13 protein-coding genes are annotated in these 15404 nt (G+C 71.7%); 5 read left to right on the top strand and 8 right to left on the bottom strand.

All coding sequences use genetic code 11. The features are described from left to right. Positions 1-7: 7 nt before the first annotated feature. From LG278_RS19085 to LG278_RS19075, 3 genes are all read right to left on the bottom strand, one after another. Entirely contained in the window at positions 8-1564 is a 1557-nt protein-coding gene (locus LG278_RS19085; protein WP_404389184.1) for a phytoene desaturase family protein, read from the bottom strand. 334 nt (positions 1565-1898) lie between these two features. Then, positions 1899-2954, bottom strand: coding sequence for an SGNH/GDSL hydrolase family protein (locus tag LG278_RS19080; protein WP_404389182.1), 1056 nt, complete (start codon positions 2952-2954; stop codon positions 1899-1901). 135 nt (positions 2955-3089) lie between these two features. Continuing rightward, positions 3090-4208: an AI-2E family transporter gene (locus tag LG278_RS19075; RefSeq protein WP_404389180.1), complete on the bottom strand. Its 1119-nt coding sequence runs from the start codon at positions 4206-4208 to the stop codon at positions 3090-3092. A 233-nt stretch (positions 4209-4441) separates the two neighbouring features. Here LG278_RS19075 and LG278_RS19070 point away from each other — a divergent pair, with 233 nt between their 5' ends. The 3 genes from LG278_RS19070 to LG278_RS19060 are packed head-to-tail and all read left to right on the top strand — an operon-like array spanning position 4442 to position 7639. Further along, a complete protein-coding gene (locus LG278_RS19070) occupies positions 4442-5131 on the top strand; it encodes a PH domain-containing protein (RefSeq protein WP_404389178.1) in 690 nt (229 codons plus the stop codon). A gap of 46 nt (positions 5132-5177) precedes the next feature. Then, positions 5178-6947: an AMP-binding protein gene (locus LG278_RS19065; protein ID WP_404389177.1), complete on the top strand. Its 1770-nt coding sequence runs from the start codon at positions 5178-5180 to the stop codon at positions 6945-6947. Then, a complete protein-coding gene (locus LG278_RS19060) occupies positions 6944-7639 on the top strand; it encodes a histidine phosphatase family protein (protein ID WP_404389176.1) in 696 nt (231 codons plus the stop codon). Before LG278_RS19065 ends, LG278_RS19060 begins: the two co-directional genes overlap by 4 nt. A gap of 99 nt (positions 7640-7738) precedes the next feature. Here the strand turns inward: LG278_RS19060 and LG278_RS19055 are convergent, their stop codons facing one another. The 5 genes from LG278_RS19055 to LG278_RS19035 form a co-directional block, all read right to left on the bottom strand. Beyond that, the gene (locus LG278_RS19055; RefSeq protein WP_404389175.1) at positions 7739-8356 is read right to left on the bottom strand and encodes a bacterial proteasome activator family protein; all 618 of its coding nucleotides are present in this window, start codon (positions 8354-8356) and stop codon (positions 7739-7741) included. Positions 8357-8420: 64 nt separating this feature from the next. Then, complete coding sequence (locus LG278_RS19050) at positions 8421-9032, bottom strand: hypothetical protein (RefSeq protein WP_404389174.1); 612 nt, start codon at positions 9030-9032, stop codon at positions 8421-8423. A gap of 182 nt (positions 9033-9214) precedes the next feature. Continuing rightward, positions 9215-10192, bottom strand: coding sequence for an NAD(P)H-quinone oxidoreductase (locus LG278_RS19045; RefSeq protein ID WP_404389173.1), 978 nt, complete (start codon positions 10190-10192; stop codon positions 9215-9217). A gap of 9 nt (positions 10193-10201) precedes the next feature. Then, positions 10202-10924, bottom strand: a complete 723-nt coding sequence (locus tag LG278_RS19040; protein WP_404389172.1) for a Type 1 glutamine amidotransferase-like domain-containing protein — start codon at positions 10922-10924, stop codon at positions 10202-10204. A gap of 106 nt (positions 10925-11030) precedes the next feature. Next, positions 11031-11801, bottom strand: a complete 771-nt coding sequence (locus LG278_RS19035) for an IclR family transcriptional regulator (RefSeq protein ID WP_404389171.1) — start codon at positions 11799-11801, stop codon at positions 11031-11033. 105 nt (positions 11802-11906) lie between these two features. Here LG278_RS19035 and hutH point away from each other — a divergent pair, with 105 nt between their 5' ends. Then, on the top strand, positions 11907-13478 hold the full coding sequence (hutH, locus tag LG278_RS19030; RefSeq protein WP_404389170.1) for a histidine ammonia-lyase: 1572 nt from the start codon (positions 11907-11909) through the stop codon (positions 13476-13478). 185 nt (positions 13479-13663) lie between these two features. Then, positions 13664-15319, top strand: a complete 1656-nt coding sequence (hutU, locus tag LG278_RS19025; protein ID WP_404389169.1) for a urocanate hydratase — start codon at positions 13664-13666, stop codon at positions 15317-15319. The last annotated feature ends 85 nt before the right edge of the window (positions 15320-15404 follow it).

Raw genomic sequence — 15404 nt, 5'->3', positions numbered from 1 at the left:
GTCGTCCTCAGGCCAGCAGCGACCGCGCGGCGTTGTGGCCGGGGATGCCGCTCACACCGCCTCCGCGACGCGCGCCGGCTCCCGCCAGCAGCACGTTGCCGTATGCCGTCTCGACCCCCCACGTGCCCACCTCGCCGTCGCACTCGGCCCAGGGCCACTGCAGCGTCCGGTGGAAGATGTTGCCCCCGGGCAGGGCGACGTCCTGCTCGAGGTCGACGGGGCTCTTGACCTCGATGCACGGGTTGCCGTCACCATCGCGTGCGATGACGCCTGAGATCGGCTCTGCGAGCACCGAGTCGAGGGAGCGCAGCGTCGCCTCGAGTGCCTCCTTGGTGGCGGTCTCGTTGTCGCGCCGGAAGAGCCGGGCCGGCAGGTGCAGGCCGAAGAGGGTCAGCGTCTGCGCGTCGCTCGAGGCGAGGTCGGCACCGAGGATGGAGCGGTCGCTCAGCGTGTGGCAGTAGATCTCGCAGGGCGGGAGGTCAGGGATGCGCCCGCCGGCCGCCGCGGCATACGCCTGCTCGAGCTGCGCGTAGCCCTCGTTGATGTGGAAGGTGCCGGCGAAGGCTGCGGTCGGGTCGACCGAGGCGTCGCGGAGCCGGGGGAGCCGGGTGAGCAGCATGTTGACCTTGAGCTGGGCGCCCTCGACGTCGTCCTCGGTCTCGACGGAGTCGGCACCCGCCTCGGCGAGCAGGCGGCCCAGCACGGTGGGGGCGCACCCGGCGACCAGCGCGCCACCGATGGCGGTGCCGCGGCCCGCGCTGCCGCCTGCCCACGTGACCTCTCCGGTCGAGGGATCGACCGACTGCACGTCGGCGCCGGTGACGATGGTTGCGCCGGCCGAGACCGCCGCTGCTGCAAGGGAATCGGTGAGAGCGCCCATGCCGCCGACGGGCACGTCCCAGTCGCCGGTGCCGCCACCGATCAGGTGGTAGAGGAAGCAGATGTTCTGTCGCAGGTCGCTCTCGCCCATCGACGCGAACGTGCCGATGAGGGCGTCGGTGGCGATGATGCCGCGCAGGGTGTCGTCGCTGGTCACCGACTCGATGAGCTGGCCCAGTGGCCTGGTGGTCAGTGCGTCGAAGAGCTCGTCGTCGTCGACGAGAGCGCGCACGTCGGACTGCGAGCGGAGCGGCTCGAGCACGGTGGGAAAGACGCGCTCCGCGAGACGTGCCATCCGGCCGTAGAAGTCGCTCCACCCTGCGTGGGCGTCGTCGCTGCCGGTGAGGGCCCGGAAGGCGGCGCGGGTGGCGGACGTGTCGGCGTTGTCGACGAGCAGGCCGCGGTCGGGGTCGCCCGGCACGGGGGTGTAGGAGGAGAAGCGGCGCCGGATGAGGCGCAGGTCGAGGTCGAGGTCCGTGAGGATCTGGCGCGGCAGCAGCGACACGAGGTACGAGTATCGCGAGAGGCGTGCGTCGACGCCGGCGAACGCCTGGGCGGACACGGCGGCCCCGCCGACGTGGTCGCCCCGCTCGAGCACGAGCACGGACCGACCCGCGCGGGCGAGGTAGGCGGCCGCGGTCAGGCCGTTGTGGCCGGCCCCGATGATGACGTCGTCGTAGCGCACGGGGCCACCCTAGGCGACCGGTGGAAAGTGCCCACTCGACCAACCTCACCGTCGAGTGGGCACTTTCCACCCGCGGTGGTGCGCTGAATTTGGGTGCAAACTGCCCACTCGACCGACTTCACCGTCGAGTGGGCACTTTCCACCCGCGGTGGTGCGCTGAATCTGGGTGCAAACTGCCCACTCGACCAACCCCACCGTCGAGTGGGCACTTTGCACCCGCGGTGGTGCGCTGAATCTGGGTGCAAACTGCCCACTCGACGTCGGGGGGTGGGTGGAAAGTGCCCACTCGACTGACGTCACCGTCGAGTGGGCACTTTGCACCCGGGGGAGGGGGTCAGCCGCGAGCGGCGAGCTGGAGCGCGTCGTAGCGGCGGTCAGCGGCGTCGATGCTCGCCCGGCTCGACAGGTCGACGCCCGCGCGGGCGGCGGCCGCCTTGGCGGCGGGGCTCGTGAGGTCGGGAGCCGCGATGCGCTCGGGCGTGATCGTGCGGTCGGCGGCGGCATACCGCTGCGCGTCCTTGGCGAGCCTGGCGGCCGACCTCTCCGCCTTGGCGGTCGTCGCAGCCGCGCTCAGCGTCGTCGTCAGCCCGAAGGCGGGCTTGGTCACGACCGCGTAGCCGTCACGGTGCCCGGCCCGGTTGGGGTGGTAGCTCTCGCTGACCGGGCTCGACAGGCCGTTCAGCCACTCGACGTCGTCGCACACCGCGTGCCCGATGAAGCGGCTCGTCGGGTTGGCGAACTGGAAGCCGGCTGCGGCAGCGGCGGCCTGCGTCTTGCTGTTGAGCAGGTCGGCGGTGGCGTTGAGCCGCGACTCCTCGGTGGGGGAGAACCACGTGAGCAGGTTGCAGTCCTCGCCGTTGAAGATGCGCGGGTAGCCGACGACGATCACCCGGGCAGCGGGCGCCTTGGCCTTGATGGCGGAGTAGAGCGTCGTGAGGCGTCCCGGCAGGGTGGTGTTGATGAACGAGTTGGCCTTGTCGATCGCGCCGTAGCAGTTGCTCAGCCAGCTCGGCTGCGCACACGTCGTCAGCACGCTTGCGAAGCCCGCGTCGTTGCCGCCCACCGAGATCGTCACGTATGCCGTCGCGGTCGTGAGCGCGGACAGCTGGGTGTTGGTCACGTCGGCGACCGTCGCACCGGAGCACGCCCGGAAGTTGAGGGAGAGCGAGAGGGCGGCCGCGTCGAGCGACGGGTAGGCGTAGACGGAGCGCTGGCACGAGGTGCCGTCGCTGATGTAGGTGCGGGTGCCGGTGCCGGAGGAGTAGGAGTCGCCGAGGGCGACGTAGCTCGTGCCCGCAGCGTTGGCGGGCGCCCCGAGCGAGAGGGCGACGGCGGCTCCGGTGAGGCCGGTGACACCAGCGATGGCAAGACGAGAGGACAAGCGCTTCACGACACACTCCTTTGTGGATCGGGGGACTTGCGGCAGCAGGCCGTCGACACCCCTGGAGCACCTGCTCGACACCAGTGGGGAGCGCGTCGTCCCGGCGGTGTCGTGTGTCTCACGTCCTCTGTCGGACAGTAGGGCTCACCGGGGGTCGCCGCCAGCGGAACCGGGCGACTCGGCCCGGGCATCGAGGAGGCTGTGGTCTCGCGGGTCACCGAGCAACCCTCCGATCCACCGAGCCCCGGGGTCGACGTCGACGAGCACGGCCTTGACGAGCAGCGTCAGCGGGATCGCCATGACCGCGCCGATGGGGCCGAGGATGCCGGCCCACACGATGAGCGAGAGGAAGGTGAGGGTCGCCGAGAGCCCGACCGCGTCGCCGACGAGCTTGGGCTGGATGATCGACTGGATCACGAGGTTGACGACGCTGTAGAGCACGATCACGGTGAGGGCCAGGCTCGGCCCGCCCTCGAGCAGGGCGAGGATCGCGGGCGGCACGAGCCCGATGATGAAGCCGATGTTGGGGATGTAGTTGGTGATGAAGGCGAGCAGACCCCAAAGCACCGGCGCCGGCACGCCGAGTCCCCAGAGCATGAGGGTGTCGATGACGGCCACGACGAGGCCGAAGACCGTGGCCACGAGCAGGTAGCGGCGGGTGCCGTGGGTGAAGCCGTCCATCGCGGCCACGAAGCCGGGCCGCTCGTGCCGCAGCCGGCCGAGGTGGGTGGTGAAGGTGTTCGCGTCGATGCAGGTGAAGAGCACGATGGCGAGCACGAAGACGAGGCTCGTCACCGAACCGAGCAGCCCGCTGAGCAGGTCTCCGAGGAAGCCCGTGACACCACCGAGGTCGAGCGACGAGAGCATCGCGCTGGCCTGCTCGGGAGCCACGCCCAGCGAGGCCAGCCACTCCTTGACGGAGCCGGTCAGCTCGGCGGCCTGATCGGCATACTGCGGCACGAGGCCGGCGAAGCGGGCGACCGAGATCACCAGCAGCGCGACGAAGACGACGACCCCGGTGGCGACGGCCGCGATCGCGGCGAGCGCACCCACCCACGACGGCAGACCACGACCGACGAGGTAGGTGCGGATGGGCGCCGCGGTGATCGTCAGGACGAGCGCGAGGAAGGTCGGGCCGATGACGCTCGAGAGGCGGTTCAGGCCGATCGCGACGACCATCGTCGCTGCGAGGCCGACGATGATGAGCACGCCGCGCGGCAGGAGGGGGACAGGCGCTCCCGGGGCAGCCGCGTTGGGGCTCATGCATCCTCCACAGGCGAGGCCGGTCGAGGCCGGTCGAGAGGTCGGTCGTCGACCTCCGGGCCAGCGTCGCAGAGTGCCCAGCGCCCGTTCCTCACCCGCGCGGGGTGAAGGAGCGACGCCGCCCCACGTCCTCTCCGTCCTGACACGCCGGGCAATCAACACCCGACGGGACCGGTGGACCTAGGCTGACGGCATACGGGCCCTCGGGCGGCCCGCCGGTGAAGGAGGGCGTCGTGGGGTTCCCCGAGAACGTGTTGGCCAAGGGCGAGAAGGTCGAGCGCGACCTGCACCCGCACTGGCTCACGGTCGTCGTGCCGACCATCTTCGGACTGCTGCTCACGGCGGCCTGCGTCTTCATCGTGATCCAGACACCCGACGACGAGACGGGCAACCGCATCCAGTGGATCGCCGTGGCGGTGCTCGTGCTCGTCGCCATCCCCGCCGTCGTCGTGCCCTACCTGCGGTGGCGCACGACGCACTACGTCATCACGACCCACCGCGTCATGGTGCGGCGCGGCATCCTCACCAAGCAGGGCAAGGACATCACGCTCTCGAAGATCACCGACGTGAGCTTCCAGCAGACCGTGCTCGACCGGATCATCCGCTCGGGGTCGCTGCACATCGAGTCGGCCGGTGACAGCCCCGACGAGAACCTCACCAACATCCCCCACAGCAACATCGTGCAGCAGCTGATCAACCGGCTCATCGACGAGGACGACCTGCGGCGACGTGCGCACAGCCAGGGCTACCCGCCTGCAGCCCCGGGCTCGGGCGCCGACGACAGTGGCCGGTTCGACCGAGACCTCGGTGGCGCCGACACGACGGCGGTGCCCCAGGGTGAGCGGCCGTCACGGCCCGAGCTGGCCGACGAGCGTCGCCGTCAGCCCCCGCAGCCGCGCGACCTCAGCGGGGCCGGCGACTGAGGTCGGGCCGCCACCACGGCGGGACCCGTCGTGGCAGAGTCGGACCATGACCGCGACGAGCTCGACGACGAGCGTGACCGACGCCTATCGCGCCTCCCGTGACCAGCTGCTCGGACTGAGAGGCGAGCACGAGCGGGCCGTGCGCGAGTTCCGCTTCCCCGACCTCGGCACGCGCTGGAACTGGGGGATCGACTGGTTCGACGCCGTGGCCCGCGGCAACGACCGCACCTGCCTGACGATCGTTCAGGAGGACGAGTCGTCGGCATCGGTCTCCTTCGACGAGATGGCCCGCCGGTCCGACCGGGTCGCGGCGCTGCTCGCCTCGCTCGGCGTGGGGCGCGGCGACGCGGTGGTGCTCATGCTCGGCAACCAGGTCGAGCTGTGGGAGTCGATGCTCGCCGTCATCAAGCTCGGTGCGGTCGTCATGCCGACGACCACCGCGGTCGGTCCCGGCGACCTCGTCGACCGCATGGGGCGGGGCTCCGCGCGGGCCGTCATCACCAACGCCCGAGAGGTGCACAAGTTCGGCGACGTGCCGGGCGACTACGTGCGCATCGCCGTCGGCGGGTCGCGGGAGGACGGCGCACCGAGCGACACGTCGGGCTGGGCCGACTACGCCGCAGCCGTGAGCCTCGAGGTCGGGCCGGCCGAGCACCCGGGCACGGCCCCCGACGACCGGATGCTGCTCTACTTCACCTCCGGCACGACGAGCCGCCCCAAGCTCGTCGAGCACACCCAGGCGTCCTATCCCGCGGGGCACCTGACGACGATGTACTGGCTCGGGCTGCAGCCGGGCGACGTGCACCTCAACATCAGCAGCCCCGGCTGGGCCAAGCACGCGTGGTCGTCGTTCTTTGCGCCCTGGGCGGCGGAGGCGACGATCTTCGTCTACAACTACGTGCGCTTCGACCCGGCGGCGCTGCTGCGCGTGCTGCGCACGCACGACGTCACCTCGCTCTGCGCGCCGCCGACGGTGTGGCGCATGCTCATCACGTCCGACCTGTCGGGCGGGCCGGGGTCGCTGCGCGAGGTGATCGGGGCCGGCGAGCCGCTCAACCCGGAGGTCATCGCCCAGGTCGAGCGGGCCTGGGGCCTGACGATCCGCGACGGCTACGGGCAGACCGAGATGACTGCGGCCGTCGGCAACACCCCCGGATCGCCGGTCAAGCCCGGCTCGATGGGGAGGCCGCTGCCGGGGTGTCCCGTCGTGATCGTCGACCCCGTCACCGATGTGCTGGTGTCCGACGCTGATGCGTCAGGCGTCAAGGAGGGCGAGATCTGCCTCGACCTGTCGAAGCACCCGCTGCCGCTCATGACCGGCTACCAGGGCGACGAGGCGCGCAACGCCGCGGCGATGGCCGGCGGGTGGTACCACACGGGAGACGTCGCCTCGATGGACGCCGACGGCTACATCACCTACATCGGCCGCACCGACGACGTGTTCAAGGCGAGCGACTACAAGATCAGCCCCTTCGAGCTCGAGTCGGTGCTCATCGAGCACCCCGCCGTCGCCGAGGCGGCCGTCGTGCCGGCACCCGACGCACTGCGCCTGGCGATCCCCAAGGCCTACATCGCCCTCGTGCCGGGTGTCGAGCCCGGCGAGGAGGTGGCCCGCTCGATCCTCGCCCACGCCCGCGACCATCTCGCGCCGTGGCAGCGGGTGCGTCGCATCGAGTTCTTCGAGCTGCCCAAGACGATCTCGGGCAAGATCCGCCGGGTCGAGCTGCGCGGGCGCGAGGACGACCTCGTCGCCTCGGGCGGAGAGCAGCCGGCTCTCGAGTGGCGCGACGAGCAGTTCCCGGAGCTGCGCGGGTGAGCCGCGAGGCGGGCCTCGCCAACCGTCCCGACCGCATCATCCTCGTGCGCCACGGCGAGTCCGAGGGCAACGTCGACGAGACCGTCTACGAGCGGGTGCCCGACCACCGGCTGAGCCTCACCGAGAGGGGAGTCGAGCAGGCCCGGCAGACGGGGGAGGTGTTGCGCACGCTGCTCGACGGCGACTCCGTCGAGGCCTACGTCTCGCCCTACCTGCGCACCCGCCAGACCTTCGCGGCCCTCGGGCTGCCGGTCGCGGAGCGCGACGTCCGGGTGGAGCCGCGCCTGCGCGAACAGGACTGGGCCAACTTCCAGGACCCTGCCGACATCGCCGAGCAGAAGGCGCAGCGCGACCGCTACGGGCACTTCTACTACCGCTTCTCCCACGGCGAGTCCGGCTCCGACGTCTACGACCGGGTGTCGACCTTCCTCGAGTCGATGCACCGCAACTTCGCGACTCCCGCAGCCCCGCGCAACGTCGTCATCGTGACGCACGGTCTGACGATGCGGCTCTTCTGCATGCGGTGGTTCCACTGGAGCGTCGACTACTTCGAGTCGCTCGAGAACCCCGCGAACGCTCAGCCGATGGTGCTGCGCCGCCAGGCCGACTTCCGTTACCGGCTCGAGCGCCCCTTCGTGCAGTGGGACAGGACCGTCGTGCCGACCGAGCGCGAGCGGTCGAGCTGGCTCTGACTCACGCGTCAGGGTCAGGGGTCAGGGTCTGGGCGGGGTCAGGGCGGGGTCAGGGGTGGGGTCAGGGCGACGGGCGGGGTCGAGCGCGGGCCCCACGGGTCAGAGGTACTGGCCCGTGGGTCCGCCGGCGTGGCCCTGTCCGTCCGCGTCGGGGTGCATGCCGGGCGGGGTGCCGTAGGAGGCGCCGGGGCCGGGCGGCAGCGCCCGCATCTGCTGGAGCTGCTGCTGGGCCGCCATCTGTTGGGCGACGAGAGCGGTCTGGATGCCGTGGAAGAGGCCCTCGAGCCAGCCGACGAGCTGCGCCTGGGCGATGCGCAGCTCGGCGTCGCTCGGCGAGTCGTCGCCGAAGGGCAGCGCGATGCGGTCGAGCTCCGAGACGAGCTCGGGGGCGAGACCGCCCTTCAGCTCGTCGATCGAGCGATGGTGGATCTCGGCGAGGCGGCGGCGTCCGGCATCGTCGAGGGGCGCGTTGCGCACCTCCTCGAGGAGCTGCTTGATCATCGACCCGATGCGCATCACCTTGGCCGGCTCCTCGACGAGGTCGGCCGGGTTGGTCCGCTCGTGCTCCTGGGAGGAGCCCTCGGGCCTTTCGTCGTCACGACGCGTGCCCTCGGACGAGGCGACGCCCATCCCGTTGGGCATGACGACGACGACGCGCGCGTCGTCGGGAGCCTGCTGCTCGGGTCGGCCGGTTGCCTGCTGCTCGTCGGAGGTCATGCCTCCCATCCTGCCCCACGGGAGCGGTCAAGCGTCCGGGGGACCGGGGGACCTGGGGGCCCGCTCAGCGTGCTCCGGCCGTGGCGAACCACGGGTGGTGGAGGTCGTGGTAGCTGACGTCGCTCATGAGCGCCATCATCTCGTCCATCTCGGCCTGCGCCTCGGGCGGTGGGACCTTCTGCTCGCCCGCTCGTGCGTCGGCCTCGGTGCGGAACGACATCGTCTGCGTGAAGAAGCCGTCGGGGTCGATCGCGATGGTGCCGCCGATGATGTCGGGCCGGGCCTCGTGGAGCATGTCCATCGGCCCCTCCATGAGGTGACGGAACTGCTCGGGGTCGCTGAGCCGGCCCTGGATGACCTGGACGAAGCCTGCGTCGTCACTGCCGCCGTCGAGCATCATCGTGACGTCGTCGCAGTCGTGGAAGCTCACCTCACCGTCGAAGAGGCGCGAGGTCTCCTCCCACCACGCGCCCTGCTCGGGCCGCATCGAGTTGGCCTCGGCCGAGGCCCGTGAGTCGAAACGGACGACACCGACGAACTCGCCGTCGTCCGTGACGCCGTAGGTCCCGCCGAGCCAGCCCGTCGCGCTCGGCTCGAGCTCCTCGCGCCACCGGTCCATCTGCCGGTGGAGGGCGTCGGCGTCATTGCACCGACCCTGGATGACCTGGATGAACACCGTGAACCTCCCGTTGACCTCGGGGGCCGCTTCGACCGAAGTGGTCCATCGATCGACGGTACGCCGGTCGGGCTCACGCGTCACCGGACGAGTCCGACACGGCCGGATCGTCCCGTCACGGAGCCCGCCCGGCCAGCCGGACGGCATACCCCTGAGGCAGAAGGGGAAGGCCCGGCGGACGGTCAGGTGGTGAGCAGGATCTTGCCGATGTGGCCGGAGGCCTCCAGCTCGCGGTGCGCCTCGGCGGCGTGCTCGAGCGGGTGTCGCGAGTGGATGACCGGCCGCACCTGACCCGCCTCGAGCAGCGGCCACACGTGCTCGCGCACGGCGGCGACGATCGCGGCCTTCTCCATCGGCGGGCGCGACCGGAGGGACGTCGCGATGACGGCGCCGCGCTTGGCGAGGAGCCTGCCGAGGTCGAGCTCCGCCTTGCGCCCACCCATGAGGCCGATCGTGACGAGACGTCCGCCGGGGGCGAGCAGGTCGACGTTGCGAGCGAGGTACTTCGCGCCCATGTTGTCGAGGATGACGTCGGCGCCGTGGCCGCCCGTCTGCTCTCGCACGCTCTCGACGAAGTCCTCCTCGCGGTAGTTGACGAGGATGTCGGCCCCGAGCGAGGCGCAGTAGTCGAGCTTGTCGCGGGTGCCGGCCGTCACGGCGACCCGGGCGCCGACGGCCTTGGCGAGCTGGATGGCCATCGTGCCGATGCCGGAGCTGCCGCCGTGCACGAGGAGCACCTGGCCCGGCTGGATGTTGGCGACGAGGAAGACGTTGGACCACACCGTGGCCGCCACCTCGGGCAGGCCTGCGGCGTCGACGAGGGAGACGCCCCGCGGCACGGGCAGCACCTGACCGGCCGGGGCGACGACGCGCTCGGCGTAGCCACCGCCGTCGAGGAGCGCGCACACCTCGTCGCCGGGCTGCCACTGCTGCACGTCGTCACCGACGGCGATGACGCGCCCGCTCACCTCGAGGCCGGGGAGCTCCGACGCCCCGGGCGGAGGCGGGTAGTGGCCGAGGCGCTGCATGACGTCGGCCCGGTTGACTCCGGCGGCCGCCACGTCGATGAGCACCTCGCCGGCAGCCGGCTCGGGGGCAGGGACCTCGTCGAGCACGAGGGCGTCGGGGCCGCCCGGCTCGGGGATCGTGATCGCGCGCATGGAGCGAGCCTATGCAGAGCGACCCGTCGCGGTGACGAACACCTCCCCGGTGGCGCCGCGCGTCGCGCGCCAGACCCGCCCCGCGCCGAGCACGCGCCCGCCCGGTGCGAGCGTCGTGTCCTCGTCGATGGCGACGCCGTGGGGAGCCAGCCCTGCCTCGACGACCGCGACGAGGCGCGAGAGGTTGCCCCACTGGGCCGCGTGCACGTCGACAGCGCCCGGCACGAGGCCGATGCCCTGGACCACGGTGACCGCGTCGAGCTCCTCGTTGCTGTCCTCCGGGCAGACCGGCACCCCGTCGACGCGCCAGCCGCCGATGACGGCGTGGCTGCCCGCGATGGCGGCCCCGGCCGAGAAGCCCGCATAAGCCATCCCCTCGCTGACGCGCGAGCGGATGCGGGCGTATGCCGCCGCGATCGACGCGTGGTACTCCGGGGTGGGCCCTCCGCCGACGAAGAGGCCGTCGACCGCGTCGAGGCGCTCGACGACCGCCGGGTCGAGCGGTGAGCCCTCGGGCACGCGCACGACCTCGAGGTCGTGGCCACCGACGAGCTCGAGCTTGCGGAGGTAGCGCTCGTGGTAGTCGAGGGACTCCTCGTCGGTGCCCATGAGCACGAGCAGTATGCGTGGACGCGGGGCCGGGCTGACCTCCGCCGCCGCCTCGATGAAGCCGCCGTAGATCTCGGGCGCGAGCTCGTCGGACCAGCCGCCACCGATGAGGAAGACGTTCATGGGCGCACCCTAGGAGACGGGCGAGTCTGCTGTCGCGCAGAATTCGGGCACCCGCACGTCTGGTGACGTCTGGTGACGCCCGGTCACGTCCCGGTCACCTCCCGTGTCACGCCCGGGTGGCCGCCGGGCTGAGTCGCCGGGCGATCTCGGCCGCGGTCGTCCGCACCCGCGTCACGAGCTCGTCGACGTGCTCGGGTGACGCGTCGTCGGTGCGGAGGGTGACGGCGATGGCGGCGAGCGGCCGCCCGGCTCGGTCGAGCACCGGCACGGCCACCGACGAGAGATCGGGGGTCACCGTGCCCTCCTCGAGGGCATGGCCGCCGGTGCGCACCCGGGTGAGCAGGCTGCGCAGCTCGGGCAGCGACCGCGGACCGGTGCCGTGTCGCTGCACGAAGCTCGCCCGGTCGGGATAGAGGGCGCGCACCTGGCTCGCCGGCAGCGCCGAGAGCATCGCCAGCCCGCTGGCGGTGAGGTGCGCGGGCAGGCGCACCCCGACGTCGGTGACGAGCATCGGCTGGCCCGCCGCCCGCTCCTCGAGGAGGTAGATGACGTCGCGCCCGTCGAGGGTGGCGAAGTGGGCGTTGCGTCCGACCTGGTCGACGAGCCGGCGCATCGCCGCCCGGGCGACGCGCGCGAGCGGTGCCTGGCGCTGGTAGGCCGAGCCCAGCTCGTAGGCGGACTGACCGAGGCCGAAGCGCCGCTCCTCGACGTAGTGCGTGACGTAGCCGCGCGCGTGCAGCACCTTGAGCAGGTGGTAGACCGAGCTGCGGGGGAGGCCGAGGTCGCGGGCGATCGACGCCGCGGGCACCGGCTCGGCATGGCGCGACAGGTGCTCGAGCACGTCGAGGGCGTGGGCCGCGGCGGGCGCGTTGGACATCGGTGACCACCTCTCGTCCGCACCAGGGGGCTGACGTCTCGCATCTGAGACGATTGTGCTCCCTCGTGGTCCCGCGCACCAGTGCAGGGGCGCTTCCATGGAGACATGAACGCAACGCACCCCGTGACGCAGCGTCGGGCCACCGTGACAGTGGGCGTCGGGCCCCTCGCCGTGGAGGAGATCATCGCCGTCGCGCGGCACGACGCGGCCGTCGAGATCTCGGAGCAGGCAGAGGCCGAGATCGCCCGCAGCCGTGAGGTCGTCGAGGCGCTGGCCCACGACACCGTGCCCCACTACGGCGTCTCCACCGGCTTCGGTGCCCTCGCGACGCGGCACATCCCGACGGCCCTGCGCGCCCAGCTGCAGCGCTCGCTCGTGCGCTCGCACGCCGCCGGCACCGGCCCCGAGGTGGAGCGCGAGGTCGTGCGCGCCCTCATGCTCCTGCGCCTCTCGACGCTGGCCACCGGGCGCACTGGCGTGCGCCTCGAGACGGCCCGGGTGTATGCCGCGTTGCTCAGTGCCGGCATCACCCCCGTCGTGCACGAGTACGGCTCGCTCGGCTGCTCCGGCGACCTCGCGCCGCTGTCGCACTGCGCGCTCGCCGTCATGGGTGAGGGGCCCGTGCGCCTCGCCGACGGCACCCTCACCGATGCGGCAACTGCCATGCGCGACAACGGGATCGAGCCGGTCCAGCTCGCCGAGAAGGAGGGCCTGGCCCTCATCAACGGCACTGACGGCATGCTCGGCATGCTCGTGCTCGCCATCGACGACCTGCGCCACCTGCTTCGCGTCGCCGACATCTCCGCCGCGATGAGCGTCGAGGGCCTGATGGGCAGCGACGACGTCTTCGCCGCGGACCTGCAGGCGCTGCGGCCCCAGCCCGGCCAGGCCCTCTCGGCTGCCAACATCCGCAGCCTGCTCGCCGGGTCGCCGATCCGCGCCTCGCACGACAACGACGAGGACACGCGCGTGCAGGACGCCTACTCGTTGCGCTGCGCGCCCCAGGTGCACGGCGGCGCGCGCGACACCGTCGACCACGCCGCGCGGGTCGCCGCGGCCGAGCTCGCCTCGGCCGTCGACAACCCCGTCGTCACCCTCGACGGGCGGGTCGAGTCCAACGGCAACTTCCACGGCGCCCCCGTCGCCTACGTGCTCGACTTCCTTGCGATCGTCGCGGCCGACGTCGCCTCCATGTCCGAGCGGCGCACCGACCGCTTCCTCGACAAGGCCCGCAACCACGGACTGCCGCCCTTCCTCGCCGACGACCCGGGTGTCGACTCGGGCCTGATGATCGCGCAGTACACCCAAGCCGCCATGGTCTCCGAGCTCAAGCGCCTCGCGGTGCCCGCGTCGGTCGACTCGATCCCGAGCTCGGCCATGCAGGAGGACCACGTCTCGATGGGCTGGTCCGGGGCCCGCAAGCTGCGCCGTTCCGTCGACGCGCTGAGTCGGGTGCTCGCCATCGAGCTGCTGACGGCAGCACGCGGCATACAGCTGCGCGCTCCGCTGAAGCCGGCGGCGGCAACGGCGGCCGTCATCGGTGCGCTCGGCAAACACACCGACGTGACCCCCGGGCCCGACCGCTTCCTCGCCCCCGACATCGAGGGGGCCTGGCGGGCGGTGCAGGACCGCGCCGTCGTCACGGCGGCCGAGTCCGTCACCGGCCCCCTCAACTAGCCCGTCGAGAGGCCAGTCGTGGTCGCTCCCACCCCGTCGAGTGGCCAAATGAGGCGGCACGAAGTGGCCTCTCGACCAGGCAAGGCGACACGAAGTGGCCACTCGACGGGTGAGGGGACGAGACCCGAGGAGCCGGGCTCACGGCATACATCGTTGGAAATTGACTGAACGAGAAGGGAACTGACATGGAAGGTGCACGACCCGTCCGCGCGGCCCGCGGCACGCAGCTGACCGCGCAGTCGTGGGCCACCGAGGCCCCCCTGCGGATGCTCATGAACAACCTCGACCCCGAGAACGCCGAGCGACCCGACGACCTCGTCGTCTACGGCGGCACCGGCCGGGCGGCCCGTGACTGGAAGTCGTTCGACGCGATGGTGCGCACCCTGACGACCCTCAAGCAGGACGAGACGATGCTCGTGCAGTCGGGGCGCCCCGTCGGCGTCATGCAGACGCACGAGTGGGCCCCGCGCGTGCTCATCGCCAACAGCAACCTCGTCGGCGACTGGGCCACGTGGCCGGAGTTCCGCCGGCTCGAGCACCTGGGCCTGACGATGTACGGCCAGATGACCGCCGGGTCGTGGATCTACATCGGCACCCAGGGCATCGTCCAGGGCACCTACGAGACCTTCGCCGCGGTCGCCGAGAAGCGCTTCAACGGCACGCTCGCCGGCACGCTCACCCTGACCGGCGGCTGCGGCGGCATGGGCGGCGCGCAGCCGCTCGCCGTCACCATGAACGAGGGTGCCTGCCTCATCGTCGACGTCGACCCGGCGCGCCTGCACCGGCGGGTCGAGCACCGCTACCTCGACGAGGTGGCCGACAACCTCGACGACGCCATCGACAAGGCGCTCGCCGCCAAGCGCGAACGGCGCGGCTGGTCGGTCGGTGTCGTCGGCAACGCCGCCGAGGTCTTCCCCGAGCTGCTCCGTCGCGGCGTCGACATCGATATCGTCACCGACCAGACGTCGGCGCACGACCCCCTCAGCTACCTCCCCGAGGGCGTCGCGCTCGAGGACTGGGCCGAGCTCGCCGAGAAGAAGCCCGAGGACTTCACCGACCGCGCCCGCGCCTCGATGGCCAAGCACGTCAAGGCCATGGTCGAGTTCCAGGACGCCGGCGCCGAGGTCTTCGACTACGGCAACTCGATCCGCGACGAGGCCCGCCAGGGCGGCTATGACCGCGCCTTCGAGTTCCCCGGCTTCGTGCCCGCCTACATCCGTCCGCTCTTCTGCGAGGGCAAGGGCCCCTTCCGCTGGGCGGCGCTCTCGGGCGACCCGCGTGACATCGCGGCGACCGACAAGGCCGTGCTCGAGCTCTTCCCCGACAACGACCGCCTGCACAAGTGGATCCGTGGTGCGCAGGACCGGATCGCCTTTCAGGGCCTGCCGGCCCGCATCTGCTGGCTCGGCTACGGCGAGCGCGACAAGGCCGGCCTGAAGTTCAACGAGATGGTGCGCACGGGCGAGCTCTCGGCCCCCATCGTCATCGGTCGCGACCACCTCGACAGCGGCTCGGTCGCGAGCCCCTACCGCGAGACCGAGGCCATGGCCGACGGCTCCGACGCCATCGCCGACTGGCCCCTGCTCAACGCGCTCGTCAACACGAGCTCAGGCGCCAGCTGGGTGTCGATCCACCACGGCGGAGGCGTCGGCATCGGCCGCAGCCTGCACGCCGGGCAGGTCTCGCTCGCCGACGGCACCGACCTCGCGGCGCAGAAGCTGGCCCGTGTGCTCACCAACGACCCGGGCATGGGCGTCATCCGGCACGTCGACGCGGGCTACGACATCGCCGACCGGGTCGCGCACGAGCGCGGCGTCCGCATCCCGATGCAGGAGGGCTGAGAGCCCGTATGCCGTGTGCCGCCCCGGCCCCGATCGAAAGCGCAATCCGTCCGGCAGGTGCGTCCGCTCCGCGGGCGCGCGACGT

The organism is Humibacillus xanthopallidus, from assembly GCF_044793955.1.
Taxonomy (GTDB): Bacteria; Actinomycetota; Actinomycetes; order Actinomycetales; family Dermatophilaceae; genus Humibacillus; species Humibacillus xanthopallidus_C.
This window is presented reverse-complemented; position numbering and strand designations above follow the sequence as displayed.

Bases quoted from the DNA above. Each gene is read 5' to 3' on its own strand.
- LG278_RS19075 (WP_404389180.1), bottom strand. From the start codon at position 4,208: ATGAGCCCCAACGCGGCTGCCCCGGGAGCGCCTGTCCCCCTCCTGCCG.
- LG278_RS19065 (WP_404389177.1), top strand. From the start codon at position 5,178: ATGACCGCGACGAGCTCGACGACGAGCGTGACCGACGCCTATCGCGCC.
- LG278_RS19055 (WP_404389175.1), bottom strand. From the start codon at position 8,356: ATGACCTCCGACGAGCAGCAGGCAACCGGCCGACCCGAGCAGCAGGCT.
- LG278_RS19045 (WP_404389173.1), bottom strand. From the start codon at position 10,192: ATGCGCGCGATCACGATCCCCGAGCCGGGCGGCCCCGACGCCCTCGTG.
- LG278_RS19040 (WP_404389172.1), bottom strand. From the start codon at position 10,924: ATGAACGTCTTCCTCATCGGTGGCGGCTGGTCCGACGAGCTCGCGCCC.
- LG278_RS19035 (WP_404389171.1), bottom strand. From the start codon at position 11,801: ATGTCCAACGCGCCCGCCGCGGCCCACGCCCTCGACGTGCTCGAGCAC.
- hutH (WP_404389170.1), top strand. From the start codon at position 11,907: ATGAACGCAACGCACCCCGTGACGCAGCGTCGGGCCACCGTGACAGTG.
- hutU (WP_404389169.1), top strand. From the start codon at position 13,664: ATGGAAGGTGCACGACCCGTCCGCGCGGCCCGCGGCACGCAGCTGACC.